General features: G+C 39.7%; 19 protein-coding genes and 1 pseudogene. 1 reads left to right on the top strand and 19 read right to left on the bottom strand.

What is annotated here, in order from left to right:
• Positions 1–28: 28 nt before the first annotated feature.
• The 4 genes and pseudogenes from SM122_RS10310 to SM122_RS10295 form a co-directional block, all read right to left on the bottom strand.
• Complete coding sequence (locus SM122_RS10310; protein ID WP_003005572.1) at positions 29–964, bottom strand: manganese-dependent inorganic pyrophosphatase; 936 nt, start codon at positions 962–964, stop codon at positions 29–31.
• A gap of 124 nt (positions 965–1,088) precedes the next feature.
• Positions 1,089–1,883: a pyruvate formate-lyase-activating protein gene (gene pflA / locus SM122_RS10305; protein ID WP_003005017.1), complete on the bottom strand. Its 795-nt coding sequence runs from the start codon at positions 1,881–1,883 to the stop codon at positions 1,089–1,091.
• A 213-nt stretch (positions 1,884–2,096) separates the two neighbouring features.
• On the bottom strand, positions 2,097–4,409 hold the full coding sequence (locus tag SM122_RS10300) for an endonuclease/exonuclease/phosphatase family protein (protein WP_195424109.1): 2,313 nt from the start codon (positions 4,407–4,409) through the stop codon (positions 2,097–2,099).
• A gap of 129 nt (positions 4,410–4,538) precedes the next feature.
• A pseudogene (locus tag SM122_RS10295) lies at positions 4,539–5,303 on the bottom strand (alpha-amylase family glycosyl hydrolase); the annotation flags it as partial.
• Between SM122_RS10295 and treR the strand changes: the two are divergent.
• The gene (treR, locus tag SM122_RS10290) at positions 5,190–5,855 is read left to right on the top strand and encodes a trehalose operon repressor (protein ID WP_407700477.1); all 666 of its coding nucleotides are present in this window, start codon (positions 5,190–5,192) and stop codon (positions 5,853–5,855) included. The pseudogene SM122_RS10295 and the gene treR overlap by 114 nt on opposite strands.
• A gap of 179 nt (positions 5,856–6,034) precedes the next feature.
• Here the strand turns inward: treR and SM122_RS10285 are convergent, their stop codons facing one another.
• The 15 genes from SM122_RS10285 to SM122_RS10215 form a co-directional block, all read right to left on the bottom strand.
• Complete coding sequence (locus SM122_RS10285; protein ID WP_014713718.1) at positions 6,035–6,838, bottom strand: ABC transporter ATP-binding protein; 804 nt, start codon at positions 6,836–6,838, stop codon at positions 6,035–6,037.
• A gap of 9 nt (positions 6,839–6,847) precedes the next feature.
• Entirely contained in the window at positions 6,848–7,741 is an 894-nt protein-coding gene (locus SM122_RS10280; RefSeq protein ID WP_195424105.1) for an ABC transporter permease, read from the bottom strand.
• Positions 7,742–7,751: 10 nt separating this feature from the next.
• Positions 7,752–8,729, bottom strand: coding sequence for an ABC transporter substrate-binding protein (locus SM122_RS10275; protein WP_195424103.1), 978 nt, complete (start codon positions 8,727–8,729; stop codon positions 7,752–7,754).
• Between the two features lie 408 nt (positions 8,730–9,137).
• The gene (locus SM122_RS10270) at positions 9,138–10,487 is read right to left on the bottom strand and encodes a hemolysin family protein (RefSeq protein ID WP_070449287.1); all 1,350 of its coding nucleotides are present in this window, start codon (positions 10,485–10,487) and stop codon (positions 9,138–9,140) included.
• A gap of 115 nt (positions 10,488–10,602) precedes the next feature.
• The gene (locus SM122_RS10265; protein ID WP_324738333.1) at positions 10,603–12,084 is read right to left on the bottom strand and encodes a M protein trans-acting positive regulator PRD domain-containing protein; all 1,482 of its coding nucleotides are present in this window, start codon (positions 12,082–12,084) and stop codon (positions 10,603–10,605) included.
• A 136-nt stretch (positions 12,085–12,220) separates the two neighbouring features.
• Positions 12,221–13,348, bottom strand: a complete 1,128-nt coding sequence (locus tag SM122_RS10260) for an AI-2E family transporter (protein WP_324738331.1) — start codon at positions 13,346–13,348, stop codon at positions 12,221–12,223.
• Positions 13,349–13,654: 306 nt separating this feature from the next.
• A complete protein-coding gene (locus SM122_RS10255; RefSeq protein ID WP_324738330.1) occupies positions 13,655–14,083 on the bottom strand; it encodes a DUF1492 domain-containing protein in 429 nt (142 codons plus the stop codon).
• Between the two features lie 116 nt (positions 14,084–14,199).
• Positions 14,200–14,832: a hypothetical protein gene (locus SM122_RS10250; RefSeq protein WP_324738329.1), complete on the bottom strand. Its 633-nt coding sequence runs from the start codon at positions 14,830–14,832 to the stop codon at positions 14,200–14,202.
• Between the two features lie 31 nt (positions 14,833–14,863).
• Positions 14,864–15,040 carry a hypothetical protein gene (locus tag SM122_RS10245; RefSeq protein ID WP_324738328.1) on the bottom strand — a complete coding sequence of 59 codons (177 nt, stop codon included), beginning with the start codon at positions 15,038–15,040 and terminating at the stop codon, positions 14,864–14,866.
• A gap of 281 nt (positions 15,041–15,321) precedes the next feature.
• Positions 15,322–16,926 carry a phage resistance protein gene (locus SM122_RS10240; RefSeq protein ID WP_407700476.1) on the bottom strand — a complete coding sequence of 535 codons (1,605 nt, stop codon included), beginning with the start codon at positions 16,924–16,926 and terminating at the stop codon, positions 15,322–15,324.
• Between the two features lie 8 nt (positions 16,927–16,934).
• The gene (locus SM122_RS10235; RefSeq protein ID WP_324738326.1) at positions 16,935–17,450 is read right to left on the bottom strand and encodes a hypothetical protein; all 516 of its coding nucleotides are present in this window, start codon (positions 17,448–17,450) and stop codon (positions 16,935–16,937) included.
• 114 nt (positions 17,451–17,564) lie between these two features.
• Positions 17,565–17,837, bottom strand: coding sequence for an XRE family transcriptional regulator (locus SM122_RS10230; RefSeq protein WP_324738325.1), 273 nt, complete (start codon positions 17,835–17,837; stop codon positions 17,565–17,567).
• A gap of 115 nt (positions 17,838–17,952) precedes the next feature.
• The gene (locus SM122_RS10225; RefSeq protein ID WP_324738324.1) at positions 17,953–18,174 is read right to left on the bottom strand and encodes a hypothetical protein; all 222 of its coding nucleotides are present in this window, start codon (positions 18,172–18,174) and stop codon (positions 17,953–17,955) included.
• Positions 18,171–18,536 (bottom strand): hypothetical protein, encoded by a 366-nt coding sequence (locus tag SM122_RS10220; protein WP_324738323.1) that lies wholly within the window; start codon positions 18,534–18,536, stop codon positions 18,171–18,173. The genes SM122_RS10225 and SM122_RS10220 overlap by 4 nt, the downstream gene beginning before the upstream one ends.
• A 12-nt stretch (positions 18,537–18,548) precedes the next feature.
• Positions 18,549–18,707, bottom strand: a complete 159-nt coding sequence (locus tag SM122_RS10215) for a hypothetical protein (RefSeq protein WP_324738322.1) — start codon at positions 18,705–18,707, stop codon at positions 18,549–18,551.
• Positions 18,708–18,918 lie beyond the last annotated feature (211 nt).

The following is an 18,918-nucleotide window of genomic DNA, read 5'->3' as shown; positions in this document are numbered from 1 at the left end:
TTTTAACAATGGGCTTCCCCATCTATGATTATGCATTAAAGCTTTCAGTCAATTGAGGAACCACTTGTTTCTTACGTGAAACGGCACCTGGAAGGAAAGCGTGGTTGTTTTCAAGTTTGAAGTTGAAAGCTGCTTCTACCTTGTCCATGTTGGCACCAAGGGCCAAAATTTCTGAGTTTGAGTTGACGATGTCTGTAATCATCAAAACAAAGTCAGAGTAGCCGTTAGCTGCATTGGCAGCTTGGATAGCTGCTTCGATTTCAGCTTGGCGTTCCAAAACTTCCGCAATATCAACTGTATTCACTTGAGCCACACGAACGTTGTTTCCGTTCAATTCAAAAGTCTTAGCATCGATATCGATCAATTCTTCTGCTGATTTGCTTGCCAAGTTGGTACCAGCCTTGAGCATGGCAAGACCGTATTCTTCTAAGTTGACACCAGCCAATTCAGCCAATTCAGGCGCAATCACCTTATCAGATGGGTGTGTTGTTGGAGATTTCAAAAGAAGAGTATCTGAAATCAAACCTGAAAGCATCAAACCTGCCAATTCTTTTGGCACTGCTACACCGTGTTCTTTGAACATGCGGTAAACGATAGAAGATGCTGATCCAACTGGTTCCAAACGCATGTAAAGTGGGCTAGCAGTTTCGAAGTTAGCCACACGGTGGTGATCCACCACACCATATACTTCTACTTCAGCGATATCTGAAACAGATTGTTGGAATTCATTGTGGTCCGTCAAGATGACTTGCTCTGCACCTTCTGCTTTAGCAGATGTGATGACGCGTGGTGCTTCCACACCAAAATAGTCCAATACGAAAGCTGTTTCTTCATTTGGAGTTCCAAGAGCCACTGCTTCTGTATCCAAACCATAAGCTTCTTTTGCAAGATAAGCAAAAGCTACAGATGAGCCGATAGCATCTGAGTCAGGATTTTGGTGACCAAAAACGAGAATTTTTGACATGTTTCTACCTCTTTATTTCATTTATAGATTCACTCTATTTTAGCACGTTTTGCCATTTAAAGAAAGGGAATAGTTGTGCATTTCAATAGAAAAGACAGCTGGAGTGACCAACTGTCTATACGTTTTATCCTTTGACCCGTTTCAGGTAATCTTGGTAACTTTCTGTTTCCATCAAATCTTTTGCATTTTGGACCCGTTCTTTTGTCGGTGGTTTCACACCCTCCAATTTGTACGGAATTCCCAATTCACGCCATTTGAATTCCCCCATAGTATGGTAAGGAAGGATCTCAAATTTATCGACATTTTTAAGGGTTTTAACAAATTTTCCAAGCTCGATCAAATCATCATCTCGGTCTGTAAGCCCAGGCACCAAGACGTGGCGAATCCAAACGGGTTTTCCAATATCAGACAAGTACTTGGCACAGGCTAAAATCGTTTTATTGGTATGGCTGGTCACAATTTTGTGCCGTTCATCATTGATTTCCTTGATATCCAGAAGTACCAAGTCAGTCACTGCCATCAAGCGGTCAAATTTTTCCAAATAACGAGGCGTATTCCGGAAAGGAAGAGCACAGGTATCCAAAGTACAATGAATGCCCAACTCTTGAGCCTTGGTAAAAAGTGCAATCAAAAAGTCAATCTGCAAGAGGGCTTCTCCACCACTGACAGTGATTCCCCCTTTTTCGCCCCAAAATCCACGATAACGGAGGGCTTCTTCTAAGACATCATCCACCGTCCGCTCACGGGACTTGTTGGTTTCCATTGCCCAAGTATCTGGATTGTGGCAGTATTGACACCGCATTTGACAGCCTTGAAGGAAGACAATAAAGCGGATCCCAGGCCCGTCTACTGCACCAAAACTTTCTGTTGAGTGTACCATTCCTGTTACTTTTCCATAGTCAACTGTTTCATTTTCCATTGAGGAACCTCTTCTCTTGAAAACGTTTTATGATTTTATTATAACACGATTCCATCTATTTTAAAGAGTTTAAGCTTTTTTTTGAAAAGAAACTGTTCTTTTCAGTAGTTTTCATTGTCCTAGTACAGTTTCCAATATGGGACTATCTGTCCTGTATTTTAGGAGAAAAAAGGAGCCAGCGACTCCTTTTTTAGATCTTTCTTATAAAACACGTTAGTGAGTCATCCTTTTCTTCTTGTACCAGACAAGACTCATCGTAGCTATTGCCACTCCAAAAAGAGCTAGATAGCTTGTTTCTTGTCCAGTAGATGGAAGGATTTTCCGCTTGCCTGGTGTCTTGGTTTCTGTTGTGGCCTCTTCCTTGTCGTCTTGCTTCTCATCTTCGTTCTTGCCCTTCTCTTTGCTTTCAGATGTTGAACTCTTTTGTTCATTGGCTTGGGTCTGATGAGAGACAAGTTGAGATCCTGTATTCGATGAAGAAGAGCTGGTTTGATCCGTTGGTTGTCCTGTATTTCCTTGTTGATCATCCGTCGGCATTCCTGGAGTTTGTGCTCCACTAAAGTCGATTTGGACTAAGACAGGATCATGGTCTGATGCACGACCATGTTCCTTCATAAAGGAAGCATTGATATGGACTGGTTCAAACCTTGCTTTAGCTGCCATGTTGTTTGAGATAAAAATGTTATCCAAAACTTGATTGCTTCCACGGTAGAAATAAGAATAGCGATCGCCTACATCATGTTGAGCCATTAAGTTGGTTAGTTCACTACCCGCAAGGATCTGTGCCGTGGTTGAGAAATCGTAGTCATTAAAATCACCCGTCAAAACAAAGGTGGTCTTCGGATTTTGCTTCAAGCCTTCTTGGACGAATTGATGGATGACACTGGCTTGTGCTTCACGAGTTGGCAAGGTATGTTCCACTGCTGGTTGGCTTGCCCCATAAATAGCATCATCTCCAATTTTTGATTTCAAGTGATTGGCAATCACCACAACTGGTTGACCTTTGAATTCAAATTCAACGGCTAAGGACTTGCGAGTATGATCAAACGATGGGTCATTAGGGGCAATCCGAGCTGGATTTTTAACCAGGTGTCCCTTGTCAAATTGCGCTGCCTCGTTGCTAGTTGCTGCCTCTTTTTTGGCTAAGCTCACGCGTTCTGGATTGTAGAGGATTCCCAAACGAATATTGGAACCAGGCTTTCCTCCGTCAGCGCCATCTACTGGAGCAACCTCCGTATACTCATAGCTCTTACCCCCCAATTCCTTGATCCGATTGGCTAGTTTGCGTCCACTTTCAACACCTCTGGTCGTTCCGTCATCCACACTACCATTATTGTCCTGCACTTCGATCAAAGTAATGATGTCTGGATTGTGAATTTCATGGATAAAGGAATTGGCAATCAGCGTCACCTTATCCTCTGGGGTTTCATTTTTGGCATTGTTGGCCGAGAAATTTTCAATATTGTAGGAAGCGATGGTCAGCTTGTCCTCACTTGGTTGCGTTTGAGCTGCTTGACGCTGCAAGCCACCATCTTGGACCGTCAACTGTTGAGTGGGCTCTAATTTATAGAAGCTATTTCGATACGTTACCACTCCTGTCACATCTTCTGTAAAGTAATCCTTAGCTTTTGCGACAAACTGATTCCCAACATAAATCGGGATCGTCTCTGTATTTTGCGCATGTGGCCGTAGATTCAGACCTCCAATATTGTTTAAAGGAAGACCTGTGAAATCTTCTCCCAAGACATAGATATCTCCTTTGTACTGGGGACCAAGGACATGCGGTTTCTTCACCACCGTGAGCATTCCTTCCAGGCTTTCCCAATAATCGAGGGCATCGGTTTCTGGAGCATAAGCAGTCGGATTAGGCTTCACATCTGCTGGCATGCCCGCAGTGATATTCACAGCTTCTGGAAGAGGGGCTGTCCCATCTTTTGTGATCCAAGCATCGACCAGCATGGTCACTGTTAAACTATTCGTTGGTTCCTTAAAGGTCTTCCCTGCTCCCAAGGTAACCTCTTCCATATAGCCTTCCTTGACGGTACCGGTGATTTTCACCTTGTCGCCGACTTTCACCTTGTATTTGGAAACAACATAAATCCCATCTGAAGTCCGACTATTGCCATCCGATTCAATATCTTGGGCATAAAAACCATAGCGGTCTGTCTTGGTCACCACTGCATTTTGGATGGCCACTTTTTGGCCTTCCAGTGGAGAGCGTTGCGCTTCCCCTTGAATGTCCCCGATCTTAACCGTTTTCTCCTCAGTATCGTCTGAGGAACTGCTAGATGTCTCTTCTTTATCACTTGAAGCTCTCGTCGTAGCTTCTGTAGTTGTTGTTGTAGCGGAAGTCGAATGATTTGTCGAGCCTTCCTCGCTACTAGTGTTCGTCACAAGCGCTGGCTCTGAAGTCGAAGCTGTGGTCTCGTCTGCAACTACCGTGAGGGCACTGCTAAAGACCCCCAACTGACTAGCCAATAAGGTGGCTACTCCCAGTAGGCGAATCTTTTTACCGTTTTTTCTCATGCGTTTCTCCATCCCTAAAAAGTTTTCCTCTTTTATTATAAGGGAATGACTTTGCATTTTCAAGCGCTTTCAAAAATATTTTTCAAAAAGAAAAACACTTCGACCCAAAAAGATCGAAGTGTCAAGAACTTAAGCTAAAATTGCCAGTGTCTGATACGGTTTCAGAATTACTTTTTCAGAAAGCTTTACATTCTCATAGTTGGACAAGAGCACGCGCCATGCTTGGTAGTCTTCTGGAATCGCTACTTCAACTTCACTTCCATAGAAATGATTGAGTACCAAGAGTTTTTGACCGTCTAAGTGGCGTTCAAAAGCATAGACTTCTTGACTATCTTCCAGTGCTGGCTGGTAGCTTCCTTCTGAAATGATCCGCATTTCTTTGCGCAAGCGAATCAATTCTTTATAGAAGGTAAAGATTGGTCCATCCATCTCCTTTTCAACGTTGAAGTCTTTATAGGACTTCCCAACTTTCAACCATGGCGTGCCTGTTGAAAAACCGGCATTTAGAGAAGCATCCCATTGCATGGGCGTACGAGAATTATCACGGGACTTAGCTTGGATAATCTTGAAGGCTTGCTCAGGTGACTTGCCTTGGTCCAAGAGCATTTGGTAAGCATTGATGGACTCCACATCCACGTAATCTGCCATCGAATCATAGTCTGGATCAATCATGCCGATTTCTTCCCCCATATAGATATAAGGGGTCCCACGTGACAAGTGAATGCTAGCTGCGAGCATGGTCGCTCCTTCATTGCGGAAGTTCTTGATATCTACAAAGCGATTCAAAGCACGAGGTTGGTCATGGTTATTCCAGAAAAGGGCACTCCAACCAACACGTTCACTCATTTCCTTGCCCCAAGTATGATAGAGACGTTTGAGCTCTTGCAGGAAGAAGGCTTTATCGAGACTGTTCAAGGGATGGGGTCGCAAATTTGTAGGCAAGCACACTTTGACTTCCCCGTTTCCCAATTAACCAGCTATCAAGAAATCGTCAAAGCTTCTGGTCTTCGCTCAGAAACCAATGTCATTCGTTTGGAACAAATCAGTATCGATGAAAAAGGAGCTAAAAAGACAGGTTTCCCTCTTCACCGTTTGGTTTGGAAAGTAACCCGGCAACGGGTGGTGGATGGTGTCGCTTCTGTCTTAGATATTGATTACCTAGACAGAGAGCTGATCCCTGGCCTGACCAAGGAAATTGCCCAGCACTCTATCTACCAATATATAGAAGAAGACTTGAAATTGCAGATTGGCTATGCCAAAAAAGAAATCTTGATTTCACCAATCGATAATCGTGACAAAATCTTACTGGATCTTGGAAAAGACAAACACGTGGTAACTGTCCGTTCCCAAGTTCACCTAGCAGACGGACGCCAATTCCAATTCACCGAAAGCCGACACAAATTAGACAAGTTTCATTTTGTCGACTATGCAGAACGGAGGAAATAAAGGAGGCTGGGACAAAAGTCCTAGCCTCTCAATTATTTTTGGATTGTCGAGCAAGACGCAGTGGTTGAGTGGGCTCTCTACGCTGATTTCATCAGCTTTTACAGCCCTACTCAACTGTGCGAAGGTGGGACGACGAAATCGAATTCTAACGAATAACCGATTTCTGTCCCACTCTCATTTTATCCTAATACCAATTCATCACTTACCAGGGTTTCACCACTGTTTTGTTGGAAGAGGCGCATCAAATCTTCAACCGTTAGGTTTTTCTTTTCTTCTCCTTTGACGTCGACCACGACCTTGCCTTGGTAGAGCATGATCAAGCGGTTGCCGTATTCAATCGCATGGTTCATATCATGCGTAATCATCAAGGTTGTCAAATCATGGCTTTCCACGATCTTTTGGGTCAATTCCATGACCATTTCACTGGTCTTGGGATCGAGCGCTGCGGTATGTTCATCCAGAAGCAAGAGTTTTGGTCTAACCAAAGCTGCCATGACCAAGGTCAAAGCTTGACGTTGCCCACCAGACAAATATTGGGTATCTACCTTGAGACGATTCTCTAAACCGATATTCAGTTCCTTCAAGGCTTCACGGAACAATTCGCGATCTTTCTCCCGAACTCCCCAGCTCAAACCACGAGATTTCCCCCGACGTTGGGCAATCGCCATATTTTCTTCAATGGTCAAACGAGAAGCCGTCCCCATCTTAGGATCTTGGAAGACACGCGCAATATCTTTCGCACGCTTCCGAACACTCGTATTTTTAATGGAGTTACCTTCTAGCAAGATATCCCCTTCATCCACGACTAGATTTCCTGCCAAGATGTTCATCAAGGTTGATTTCCCAGCTCCATTTCCACCGATGACCGAAATGAAATCTCCTTCTTCCACTTGGAGATCCAAACCTTTTAAGACGTGGTTTTCATTAACCGTTCCTGCTTCAAATGTCTTATGAATGCCTTCAATTGATAATAATGTTGCCATACTTTTCTCCTACTTATTTCCTAACTTCAATCCGCGAACACGAAGACGTTTTTGCGCCTCAGGAGCGAACAAGACAATCGCGAGCAAGATCGCATTGAAGAGACGAACCATATTTTGATCGAGATTTGGGATCTCGTAAATATTTAAGATAATCAAACGATAAACAATGGCTCCAACCCCGATTGAAAGCAAGCGCCAACCAATGGTCAATTCGTGGATCAAAACCTCAGCGATAATCACCGCACTCAAGCCAACCACGATCGTCCCTGTCCCAGAAGTCACATCTGAGAAACCATCATTTTGAGCAAACATAGCGCCACAAAGGGCAATCAAGCCATTTGAAATCATGTAGCCCAACATCTTCATGTTGTCCACATTGACCCCATTAGCCTCACTCATCGGAATGTTATCACCTGTCGAGCGCAGAACCAAGCCAAGTTGCGTCTTCATTAAGAGGGTCAACAAGATACATACGATGATCAAGCAGGAAATACTAATCAAAAAGACAGCTTCTTCATTAGAAAGTCCAAATTTCATGACACTCTTGAAAATGGTACCTGCATCTCCAATAGAAAGGTTAGGAACCCCTCCCATAATTTTGATATTGATAGAGTAGAGCCCCGTCAAAGTGACAATCCCTGTCAAGAGGGCTGGAATTTTCATTTTTGTATGGAGAACCCCAGAAACCAAGCCTGCAATCATCCCTGCTAAAAAGCCCAACAAGGTTGCAACCCAAGGGTTTCTTCCCGCTTGAATTTGTGAGGCTACAACTGCTGCCCCAAGTGGAAAGGCTCCTTCTGCCGTCATATCGGCAATATCTAAAATTCGAAATGTTAAGTAAACACCGATCGCCATGATCGACCACAATAAACCTTCTGATAAACTTGATAAAACGAAATTCATCTCAAACCTCCTATTTTTCTACCTTCAACGAGCTAATATCAATTCCAAGCTCTTTAGCCATCTCTTTATTGGTATGCAATTCTAATTTTTCAGGTGTTTCAACTGCGACTTTTCCAGTTTTCTCACCCTTCATGATGCGAACAGCCATCCGAGCAGCTTGTCTTCCCAATTCCTCATAATCGGTACCAAAGTTGTACAAACCACCAGTAGCCACCATCTCAGCAGACCCACCAAAAACTGGCACCTTATGGCTGATAGAAACCTGTTTGACAGTGTCCATTGTAGAAGAGATAATATTGTCCGTCGGAACAAAGACGATATCTGCCTCTGACATGATACTGTCTGCTGCAGCTTTCACATTGTTACTATCAAGAATTGTTTTTTCAACCACTTGATAGCCTTTAGCTTCTAAGATCTTCTTCGCATTGTCTTTTTGGACGACGGAGTTAGGCTCACTTTGCGTATAGAGAATCCCAACTGTTTTCGCCGTTGGAAGCACTTGCTTAATCATGTCTACCTGTGTAGCGATCGCATCTTCTGACTGGTCACTTGTCCCTGTGATATTGCCACCTGGTTCTTTCAAGTTTTTCACCAATTTCGCTGCCAATGGGTCGGTCACAGCTGAGAAGACAATAGGTGTTGATTTAGTGGTATTAGCCAAACTTTGTGCAGAAGGAGTTGCAATCGCAAAGACTAGATCACTTTCTTCTGCCAATTGTTTAGAAATATTTTTCAGATTTCGTTGCTCCCCTTGAGCATTTTGGAAATCGATCTGAATATTTTTCCCATCTACATAGCCCTCTTTCTTCAACTCCTCGATAAAGCCTTTTCGTGTCGCATCGAGCGACTTATGGGTGATGTACTGGGAAATCCCAATTCGAAAGACATTGTCTTTTTTAGTATCTTTTAGGTTATGTAAGGTCACCAATGATGTTAACAGAAGTCCTACAACCAGGACAGGTGCTAGCAATTTTTTCACTACTTTCATTTATTGACTCCTTTTCTGCAAAATAAACAAAAAATCCGCTTAGATGATACTCTAAACGGATGCTTGAAATTCTCCAACAAGTTACAAAACCTCGGTCCATTTAGATACTAGCTCTATGGACCATCATCAAAAATCTTAGCCACATAGATACAAACAAATTGCTTGGGTTGTTTGCATCCATGAGATCATGTCTACAAACACTATCTAAAGTAGCTAAAGTAAAATTTTTGAGTTGAAATGGCTTGTTGCTTCATGTTTATTTTCTGCTTTCTTTTTTTATGGGTATTATCTTACCTTAATTTTTTTTGGCTGTCAAGACTATTTCAGAAATTTTTGAAATTTTTTGAAAATTCAACTGTTCCTGACAAGAAAAAAACAGAGGCTGGAACACGTCCAAGCCTCTATTTTTTAATCTTCTTTTGATTTTGTTTCTTCATCTTCCTCGACGATTTCAGAAATTTCAACTTTCACCTTGGTCACACGACCATTTTTTACTTTGTCATTTGTCAAAATGAGGTGTTTCTTTTGACTATCGACTTCACAGCTGAGTCGCTCTTTCAAGGTTGGAATTCGCCCAACCTCTGTCAGATAATACCCTGCAATGGTATCCACATCATCACTTTGCAACTCAACATCAAAATATTCGTTAAAGTCATTTAGTGACATGGCTCCTTGTACGACATAGGTATTGTCCGCAATTTCAAAGACATCAATTTCTGCTTTGTCAGTCTCATCGTCAATTTCACCGACGATTTCTTCCAAGAGGTCTTCAAGAGTAACCAAACCAGACATCCCACCATATTCATCAAGCAGAATAGCCATTTGATTTTGGGTATTGCGCAATTCCTTCAAAAGATCATCCACAAAAATAGTCTCTGGAACAAACAAAGGTTCTTGTAAAATCTTTCTTAAGACAATATTATCAAAGCCATTGATAAATCCTTCGTTCAAGAGACGTTTGGTATGGATGAGACCGATGACATTGTCCTTGTCATCATCATAGACAGGAATCCGTGAAAAGTTTTGCTTAAGGATACTTTCAATGATTTCTTTGGTATCATCATTGATATCAACCATGAAGGCATCCGTCCGTGGCACCATGACTTCACGCGCTACCATTTCATCTAATGAAAAGATCCCTTGGAGCATCTCAATCTCGTCCGCATCTAGTGTTGCTTCACTATTGGTCAGCATATACTCGATTTCATCCCGCGTCATCTTTTCATCCGGATCATCGAATTCCATTGGCGTGATACGGCTCAAAAGGTTGGTCGACGCTGAAAGCAACCAAACAAAGGGGCTAACAATTTTTCCTAATAAAATGACAATCGGAGCCGTTCGAACAGCTAACTCATCTTTCAGGTTCATAGCGATTCGTTTCGGATAGAGTTCCCCAAATACGATCGAAATATAAGTCAAAAACGCTAGAGATAAAAAGCTTCCAGCTGCAACAGCCGTTTTAGTATTGCCCATCCATCCAGCAATGACATGACCAAGGCTATCTGCAAGACTCGCCCCAGATAAGATGGTAATCAAGGTGATCCCCACCTGAATAGTGGATAAAAAATGGTTGGGCTGTTCCAAAACGCTAAGAAGACGAATGTATTTTTTATCCCCTTCTTCTGCTTTTTGCACTACACGAGAACGATTCAACGATACCATTGACATTTCGGTTGCCGAGAAAAAGGCGTTCAATAATGTCAAAACAATCAATAAAATAAATTCCAATAAAATTTCCTGACTGCCAGGGTCTTCCATGGATACTTTCCTCCAGTATATAATATTGTATATTATACCACAAAATATGAGAGCCTGCATTCTTCTATGTCATTTTCTTTTTTCACCATCAAAAAATCAGGACCAGGTCCTGATTTTAGTGCTCTGCACTGGTAAAATCATAAAAGAAGGCATTGAGTTTTTCAACCAGCTCTAGCGATGAGAGACTACTTGTACAGATAAAAGGTTTTTTCTTTAATTCCGGCATCATAAAGTTGGCCACCACGACATCTGCATCTGAAGCTTCGATATCCTCTACTGTTAGATTATACTTGATCATCTGAGTAAATTCAAAGTTATCCGTACAGTAGAAATCTAGAAAATCGATCATGGATTTAGCATGGTGGTCATCAAAACGACTGATAATCAAGACCTTAATGGACTTCCGGCGGCGCAATAATTGTGGTAAGAGACGTTCCCAGTGAGTGTAGACCGTGTAGATCATGTGCTTGATAATTTCTTCATTCAGATTATGCTTCATGGTCTTCATATAAGTGATGATATGGTCTCTCAAATCATCATAGAAGGCTGGGAAGATGCTCATAAAATCTTCGTTGGTATTGGTCTTGGTATCAAATAAGAGGAACTCCGAGAACAATTCCTTCCGACCTAAGTGAGCTGTATTATGAACGTGCATCAACATCTCATCAAGATTTTCGATATCTAAATCATAGGTATAGCATAGATCTTTGAACATATCTTTAATGAGTCTAGTGGATTCTTTTGCATAAGGATCTGTTTCTGCGGCCTCAATCAAGCTTTCTGGGCTGAAATAGAAATTTTCTTGAATAAAGATGATGAAGAACTGCTCCAGCACTTTTTCATTTAACTCGACACCCAACTGCAAGCTAAAGTAGCGCAACATCTCCTCAACATTGGTCACCCCTTGATATTGATCTTTATAGGCTTCAAAGGTCGTTGGAATGTTGATGAAATAGCCTTGCTTAATACGTGATAAGTACACTGTCAAGAGAACTTTGTAAGACTTAATGACAGAGAAGGTCAATGGATAGCCATAGAGCTTGAAGAAGAAGGTGATCAAATCGGTCACGGCCTCTTCCTTAAATTCTGGGAAAGGCCACTCCATATAGTAATAACGTTCCGCAAAATACTGGGCATAGAAGAAACGAACATCCACTTCATCCCCGACAAGATTCAAGGGTTTCAAATCAATCTTTACATTGTATTTTGTTTGAAGCTTCTGATTAATCGTCCGAATCAAGCGGTAGAAAGACTGGTAACTCAGATCAAACTTTCTGCAAATATATTCATTGGAAACATCCTTGTTGAAAAAGAGATATTCAATCAAAGCAAAGGCTTGTGATTCTTTAAAAAAGTGATGGTAAATCACCTCAAGCCCAACCGAATCCTCATAACTGATCTTGATCCCATTGGTAGAGGATTCAATTAAAAAGTCATCAAATGTACTACGAAGATTAGACAAATCTTCTTTTAACGAACGTTCTGTACAATCCAAACGCTTGGCCAACTCTTTCAAGTGGAACCATCTTTTTTCCTTAATCAAGATTTCCAACAATTGCAATTGGCGTCTCTGTTTTTTCGATAAGAGCAGTCTCATCTTTCCCTACCTTTTCATATTTTCTTTCAAAATCACTTATATTTTAACACATTTCATAGCACTTGTTGACTTTTTTACGGTATTTTTTCAAAAAAATGTACAAAAAAGACTCCAAGGCCCATATAGGCGCTAGAGTCTAAGATTTATTAATGATTCCAAATTCTTCTTTTTTCTTCTGCTCCTTCGCAGCACGGTGGTTATCATAAAGATTTACCAAGAATTTTACAATTTCTTTCCCAATCGAATAGACTGGAATCGCGACGACCATCCCGATAATTCCGTAGATATTACTTGAGAGCAGTAAGAGAACCATAATGGTAATCGGGTGAACCTTCATCACGCCTCCAACGATACGCGGATAAAGAATATTGCCATCGATCTGCTGGATAATCAACATGTAAATGACTGCTTTGATCATCATATCCATATCGATAAAAGCATAAGTGATGATCATCGGAATCAAACCGATGGTTGGTCCTACATAGGGAATCAAGATGGCCAGCCCAGAAAAGATGGCAAAGACCAAAGCGTACTTCAATCCAATAAAACTATAGCCAATGTAGGCTAGTGTCCCAATGATCAAGGCATCGATTGAAATACCACTAATATAGCGAGAGACCGTTTCATTCAAACTAACCAAGAGGCTTGAAATGTAGAGTTTGTCATTGCGTAAAATGGTCCGTTCTAACATCGGCAACAATTTCTTGCCATCAATCAAGAAATAAACCAAGAAGACAGGGGTCATGATTAAGATAAAGACCGTATTGACAATGGTGTTGACCACACTTCCTAAACTGTTGGTCACACTATTCAAGAGATTTTGTAGGATATCCATATAAGAGAGATTCAACTGTTGAATCGTCGATTGAATATTTACATTCTGGAACAAAGGATTGGTCGAAAGTTTTCGAACCAAACTTTGGACTTCCCAGTATAGTCCTTGAGTTGAATTAATCAAGCTGGTTAACTGATTGATTAAGATGGGAAGCAGATAAAAGATCCCTAGACCAATGATCCCAAACAACAGTACTAAGGTGATCAAAATCCCAAACACACGCTTGATTTTTAAGTGTTTTTCTAATAATTCAACAATCGGGTTGGTGATATAGTATAAAAAACCTGCAATTAAAAATGGTAAGAGGATGGTATTCAGAACAGAGACAAATGGAGAAATTAAAGTCCCCATTGATTTCCAAATATAGAAAATCACCGTCAATAATAAAATTTCAAATGTCCAGAATAACAATTTACTATTTCGAAACATTCCTTACCTCCTGTTTTCTATTATACCATATTTTATGATAGAATTTCAAACGGCATTTATTAGAGTATATTAACAGTCTGTAACCTTGATTTAATAACATTTTTTCAGCTTTTAATGGTTCATTTAACATCATTAGAACACTCCCCAAACTTCACAAATAACTGAACAAAAAAACGACCCTCAAGGGGTCTATCATTATGAGTTCAGCAGGCAAGATCTAGCACCCTCGCACGGTGCTTTTTTAGTAGTTAAATTATAGCATATTTTAGCGATTCTAGGAGCATTTAAACTACAATTCCCCACCAATCACTTTTTTAAGTCGCTAGAATGTTCATCTGCCATCTCTTCCAAGTGCTTTATTGCGCTTTTTCTCGCACGTTGTATAGTGGGGTGTGACACGTTTAAAGCTCTCTCCACCTCTTCCCAGCTATAAAAGTTAACGTACAACAAACGCATGACAATATTTTCAAATGGATCTTCCAGCAACTCAATCAATTCGGATAAACGCTGGTGCTCACTAATAAGGTTGTCAATCTGTTTTACAATTCTATCAGTTTCATCGATGATGGTTATATTTTTCTTTTCTACATAGTTAATTTTGTTCTTGGATCTAGGCAATTCTGAAAAGGTCTGATTAGAAAAGGTGCTTGCTCTAATGGTGTACAGTTTCCCTTTCAATGATCTTATCTTTTCTTGGAAATTACTAGTGTTTTTAAGGGCTGTTTTAATATTCATGACTGTTTCCAATTCGTTTTGAGGTTTTAAAAAGGGAATTTTTCATACAGAAAAGGCCGCGTCCTTTTTCTGGTGTAAAATATTGCCCCGTTCAAAATCAGACGGGGCAATTTACCCTATTTCTTACCAAACCAAGGGAAAGTTTTCTTAGCTTTGTACTGCTTCATTGCGTCATCGTATTCATGATACATTCCATTTGGAAACTTAATCTTGAATTGTTCTGGATTAAAGAATTCAACTCGATATGTTGATGGTTGATTCAAACCTAACATTTTTGCGTCTTTGTTGTCTGCGATTTCTTCCACTAGTGTAAAGTAACCAATATCAGAGATCGCTTTCTTCATCTTCTCTAACTTATCAGAGTACTTTGCATCGTGCTCAACTGCTAATTGTAGCATTTTTTCTTTAGTCTTTGAATACTCCTGTTTCAAGGTATTCAATTCATTATCATTCTCCATTTCTTGGAGTATATAATTCAGAATTAATTCAGCTAAATCATAGCTCGCACTATATAGTACTGGATAAAGGTTCGATGTAGCATTACTTTTTACCTCGTCTGCTACTGCTAGTTCTTCCTTTACCTTAGCTAAACGAATAGCCTGTGTGATTGATAGGTTTGATTTTCCCAAGGCTTCCAGTTCAGTTGCTTCTTTCTCTATCTCTTTTATTTGGTCAGCATAAGCTTGAAACTCTTTGAAACTTTTATTCAATTCTTCTTTTTTTAGTTTGATATTGTCTAATGTAATCATCTTTATTCTTCTTTCTATTGTTTAATATAATTTATTTGTAAATAACTAAAACTCCAGTCATTGTTCCCAAATCTTTACCAGTTCCGACGGTGGTCTCCGAATATTTTACATCGACCACTTCAACAGTAGCCATGAAATCATTGACCGCCCTTTCAAAATCTTCTATAGACTGCGTGTATCGTGTCCGAGAAAATAACTTAACTTTCATGTTGTCCACCCCTTTTCTTTAATCAAATGTTGTTCACCATCTCAAACATGGTGTACAGATGGTGAACAGGGTTAAACCTTAGAGGCTCAAGGAGTTTCAGAGGTGTTCACCGTGTTCACCATCTTACCTATACTTTTTTTATTTTTTTTATTATTATTATTTTTTTATTTTTCGCCTATACAACATGGTGAACATGGTGAACAGATATAGCTAAACCCTTGGTGCTACTGGTCTAGAGGTGTTCACCAGTAGTACTGAACAATGGTGAACATGGTGAACAGTTACCCCAATTCATCAAACATATCAAGCATTTTAAGAACGTTCATATCTGGTTTGACTGGTTCAGTAGGTTTCTCATATTTAACTCCAAACGCTTTAAATCGTCTAGGGTTGCTTACGTAATATACTGTACAGAGATCTCCCTCTAGCCTCATTCGTTTGCTAGATACTCCAATAGTTTGTAAAGCCTTGGAAAGAAGATAATTATTCTTACCATAAAGTTTAAGGGCAAGTTCTCTGTAAGAATAATCTTTAGGTACAAACTCATGTTTCTCTAAATCGTCAATAAGGAATACTTGAAAGTCATCTAGTGCTTCATCGCCATTATAGACTTCAACATCTTTCCAGATGAACTTATTCCCCTGTTGGTTGAAATAGTCAAGGCTTGCCATTAAGAAGCCTATACAGCCCTCTACGTTTGGTTCTTTATCTTGCTTGGTGAAAGCCTGCCAATATTCTTCAAACGCTTGTTCACGCTCCAAATCGCTTTCCCCCTCTGGTCTATCCTTGTATTGAATAAGTATCTTGCGCCCGTTCATTTCATCTGATAGTGAAACATTCCTATTGGTATCGATACATAGAACGCTGGTAAGGTGTACCAAGCCTTGGTTTCCCCCTACGTTCCGTGCTACGTGTGTTTTTTCAGTAGCGATGATCTTTAAGACACGTTCCACCTTATCCCCTACTATATCGCCCTGTTCCGTTGCTAGTGCCATCTCTCCACCCGAAAACATAGCCCACGCATTTAAACCGTCAAAACCACGGGAAACAAGGTTATCTAATTCAACATCAATCTTGTTAAACAGTCCTGCTAGTGCTGTGTGTCGTAAGCCTTTCCCTGTTCTTACTCCAGATTTGGAAATAAAGAAATTGGTTTTGCTTTTTAAACCACTTGCAACTTGCGCTATATAATAGGCTTGTAACTGTGCATTGTGTAGGCTATCTGGATCATCGATAACATAGTTTAAAAATTTGTTCGCTATGGTCTTGCTTGCTTTCGCTTTCTCATAGTCAACTGGATAGAATTTGAAATAGGATATTTCATTATTGATAACTTTACGGGTTACCGTGTGAGTTTCTAAATCAATAATAAAGTCATTCCCTGCTATCTGATGAGGTTCTAACTTCCTTACAGGTTCAACATGACAATTCAGATCGATTCCCTTTAGGATCTCTAGAACGTAGTCTGTACCATGTTTGAAACCATACAGGCTAGATAGTGTTATATCGTCAACCAGCTTAGCCTGTTTGTTGTTCACATCATACAATTTATCATCATGGAATACGTAACGCCCTATCAGATAATCGACAACCAGTTTTCCAAATGGTGGAAAAATGCTGTCATATTTCACTTTAGCGGTCTTAGTAACCCTATCTTCACTAACAGTTGCAGAAATAAATTTAATCTCTTTTCCGTTCCTATCAGCTATATACATAACCTTATCATCTGGAATAAAGACTTTTTCTTTATCGTGTTGAATGTTATTAAAACTATCCAACTGCAAAATTTTAGAAAGATTCTTCTTATAATCTGCTTTCAGTTTAGACGGTCCAAATTCTGTTTCCGTCCAATTCATTGAAATTATTTTTTTGAGATGGTCTTTCATGTTATCACTCAAATACTTACCCCCTTATACATTATTTTCATATTCTCTAAAAAATACTTATTGAGTGTTACACGCTTCACAATAGAGCTGTATAGCTGTGTGACTTGATCAAAACTATAACCATGCAAGAATAGCAAGCGAATAAAAAGCGCTGTTTCCTCTTTGGTATAGATTCCATTCGTTATTAGATCGAATAACCAGCCTTTCAATTCTATCGCTTGGTTTTCTCTCACCTCATTCAACTTACCAGCCTCTAATTCCTGCAAAATTGCGAATGGTTCAGACTTCATAACTTGCGGTGTGATATCTCTTACGACTTCCCAATTAGTATTTTTCTGTCTATTGTCAAAAAGCCTTACCATCAGCCCTTTAGCGTTAAAACTTGTCAACCCTGCCCCTGTTGGTTCAAAATAGATGAATTTAAAGTATTTTCCATTTTGCAATACCAAAGTTGGATTGTCTTTTAAAAAATCTAGTGCCGTTATTTTATCAGCGTGAATAATAATTTCTATCGTTCTTGTCATCTTCTTATATGCTGTAACTGCTTTAGTTTTCTGTGCCGTTTCTTCTCTTTTTGATCTTTTACAATTGGTTTGTGAGTTTTGGTTTTTGCTTTTGCCAAACTTGATCCCCTATTCTTAGCTGTTAGCACCAAGAAAGATTAAGATATCACTCACCTTATAATAGGCTTTTCGTGTATCTTCTAGGGGTGGTTGATAGCGTTTCAAGCCGTTTTCTTCCCACCGTTTTAGTGTGTTGTCTTTTATATCTAACTCATCTTTTAATTGTTTTGCTGTCATAAGCCCCAAAGATTTTTGAAAAACTTTATCTTGTGACTTTAAAAACGTATCAATCAAAGTCAAAACTCCTTGACTTAGTTCTTGTTCACTTTCTTTACTTAAACTAAACATTCATTTTCCTTTCTAAAATCGTTTTTTCTACAGTTGCACGTTTGAGGGGTATAATTCCTACCCCAGCTAGATTCCAGCGATTAGACGGCGGCTATTTTCAAGCCTTAAATCGATTCTATTTGTCCTTTGCTTGGTTTCTAGCGATAAGCTGACTTTGTTCACACATTCTACCAAGATCAAACATTATTTTTATAGCCCGACTTAATTTGAATTGTGCAATGCTATCAAGTGAATAGAAGATCTTATCATCTATGACAACTTCAAAAATATCTGTAGTAGCGTCATCTAAACGTTTGGAAAAATTTTTTGCGTTTTCTTCAGTAAATACAATCATCATTTTATCAATCCTTTTCTTCGCTTTACTGTGTCAATAAATGCCATACGTTGTTCATGATTCATTTCTTTTTGAAATATGTTCAACTCATTCGGATAAAGTTCACCTTTACCCTCTAAAAGTAAGCCTAATTCAAGATTATCAGAGATTTTAAAATCATCTTCTAAATCTTTGGGGGTCTTTTGTCTTTTTAGTTCATTAATTAACTCCAGACGCTGTTCATGGTTCATTATTTCTTGGAACGCTTTATATTTTTCCCTTGAAATATTCACTCCATCACCCAAAAGTAGCCCCAATTGGATATTGTCAGACGTTTTAAAAGCGTCCTGTTCTAGCTTATTTAATACTTCTTTTGTCAATTCCATATTTTCCACCTCTTATCGTGCTTGGTAGCTGTCAATATATGCCCAGCGTTCTTTCTGATCCATATTAAAGAATGTTTCTAATTCCTGTTTGGATAGCTTACCACTCATATAGTCAGCCATAATCTGAAATAGGTTTGGTTCTTCAAGTTTCATCTTTTCTATTAAGTCCATTTTTGAACTCTCCTTTTTATCTATGTTTTGTAGTTTTAAGAGATTACTGCTCTCATCGGTAGCATTGTATACCATCGGTTAGTATGGTATAATTAAATAAAGAATAATTTTCTAAAACACTCTATACGCCTTGCCTGTTGTATATTTGTTTTAGTTGGAGTAAAAAGGCTTGTTAGTTGGTAGCTGTGAGCCTTTTTTGTTGTTCTGAATT

It is taken from the genome of Streptococcus gingivalis (assembly GCF_035544715.1).
In the GTDB taxonomy this organism is placed as follows: Bacteria; Bacillota; Bacilli; order Lactobacillales; family Streptococcaceae; genus Streptococcus; species Streptococcus gingivalis.
The sequence above is the reverse complement of the archived record's forward strand: the minus strand, read 5'-3'. Positions and strand labels throughout refer to the sequence as shown.

What these genes read in the sequence shown, in the direction of transcription:
- SM122_RS10265 (WP_324738333.1), bottom strand. Translation starts at nt 12,084, where the DNA reads ATGAGACTGCTCTTATCGAAAAAACAGAGACGCCAATTGCAATTGTTG.
- SM122_RS10240 (WP_407700476.1), bottom strand. Translation starts at nt 16,926, where the DNA reads ATGAAAGACCATCTCAAAAAAATAATTTCAATGAATTGGACGGAAACA.
- SM122_RS10280 (WP_195424105.1), bottom strand. Translation starts at nt 7,741, where the DNA reads ATGAATTTCGTTTTATCAAGTTTATCAGAAGGTTTATTGTGGTCGATC.
- SM122_RS10260 (WP_324738331.1), bottom strand. Translation starts at nt 13,348, where the DNA reads ATGTTTCGAAATAGTAAATTGTTATTCTGGACATTTGAAATTTTATTA.
- SM122_RS10300 (WP_195424109.1), bottom strand. Translation starts at nt 4,409, where the DNA reads ATGAGAAAAAACGGTAAAAAGATTCGCCTACTGGGAGTAGCCACCTTA.
- SM122_RS10270 (WP_070449287.1), bottom strand. Translation starts at nt 10,487, where the DNA reads ATGGAAGACCCTGGCAGTCAGGAAATTTTATTGGAATTTATTTTATTG.
- SM122_RS10235 (WP_324738326.1), bottom strand. Translation starts at nt 17,450, where the DNA reads ATGACAAGAACGATAGAAATTATTATTCACGCTGATAAAATAACGGCA.
- SM122_RS10225 (WP_324738324.1), bottom strand. Translation starts at nt 18,174, where the DNA reads ATGATGATTGTATTTACTGAAGAAAACGCAAAAAATTTTTCCAAACGT.
- SM122_RS10220 (WP_324738323.1), bottom strand. Translation starts at nt 18,536, where the DNA reads ATGGAATTGACAAAAGAAGTATTAAATAAGCTAGAACAGGACGCTTTT.
- SM122_RS10285 (WP_014713718.1), bottom strand. Translation starts at nt 6,838, where the DNA reads ATGGCAACATTATTATCAATTGAAGGCATTCATAAGACATTTGAAGCA.
- SM122_RS10275 (WP_195424103.1), bottom strand. Translation starts at nt 8,729, where the DNA reads ATGAAAGTAGTGAAAAAATTGCTAGCACCTGTCCTGGTTGTAGGACTT.
- SM122_RS10255 (WP_324738330.1), bottom strand. Translation starts at nt 14,083, where the DNA reads ATGAATATTAAAACAGCCCTTAAAAACACTAGTAATTTCCAAGAAAAG.
- SM122_RS10215 (WP_324738322.1), bottom strand. Translation starts at nt 18,707, where the DNA reads ATGGACTTAATAGAAAAGATGAAACTTGAAGAACCAAACCTATTTCAG.
- pflA (WP_003005017.1), bottom strand. Translation starts at nt 1,883, where the DNA reads ATGGAAAATGAAACAGTTGACTATGGAAAAGTAACAGGAATGGTACAC.
- SM122_RS10245 (WP_324738328.1), bottom strand. Translation starts at nt 15,040, where the DNA reads ATGAAAGTTAAGTTATTTTCTCGGACACGATACACGCAGTCTATAGAA.
- SM122_RS10310 (WP_003005572.1), bottom strand. Translation starts at nt 964, where the DNA reads ATGTCAAAAATTCTCGTTTTTGGTCACCAAAATCCTGACTCAGATGCT.
- SM122_RS10250 (WP_324738329.1), bottom strand. Translation starts at nt 14,832, where the DNA reads ATGATTACATTAGACAATATCAAACTAAAAAAAGAAGAATTGAATAAA.
- SM122_RS10230 (WP_324738325.1), bottom strand. Translation starts at nt 17,837, where the DNA reads ATGTTTAGTTTAAGTAAAGAAAGTGAACAAGAACTAAGTCAAGGAGTT.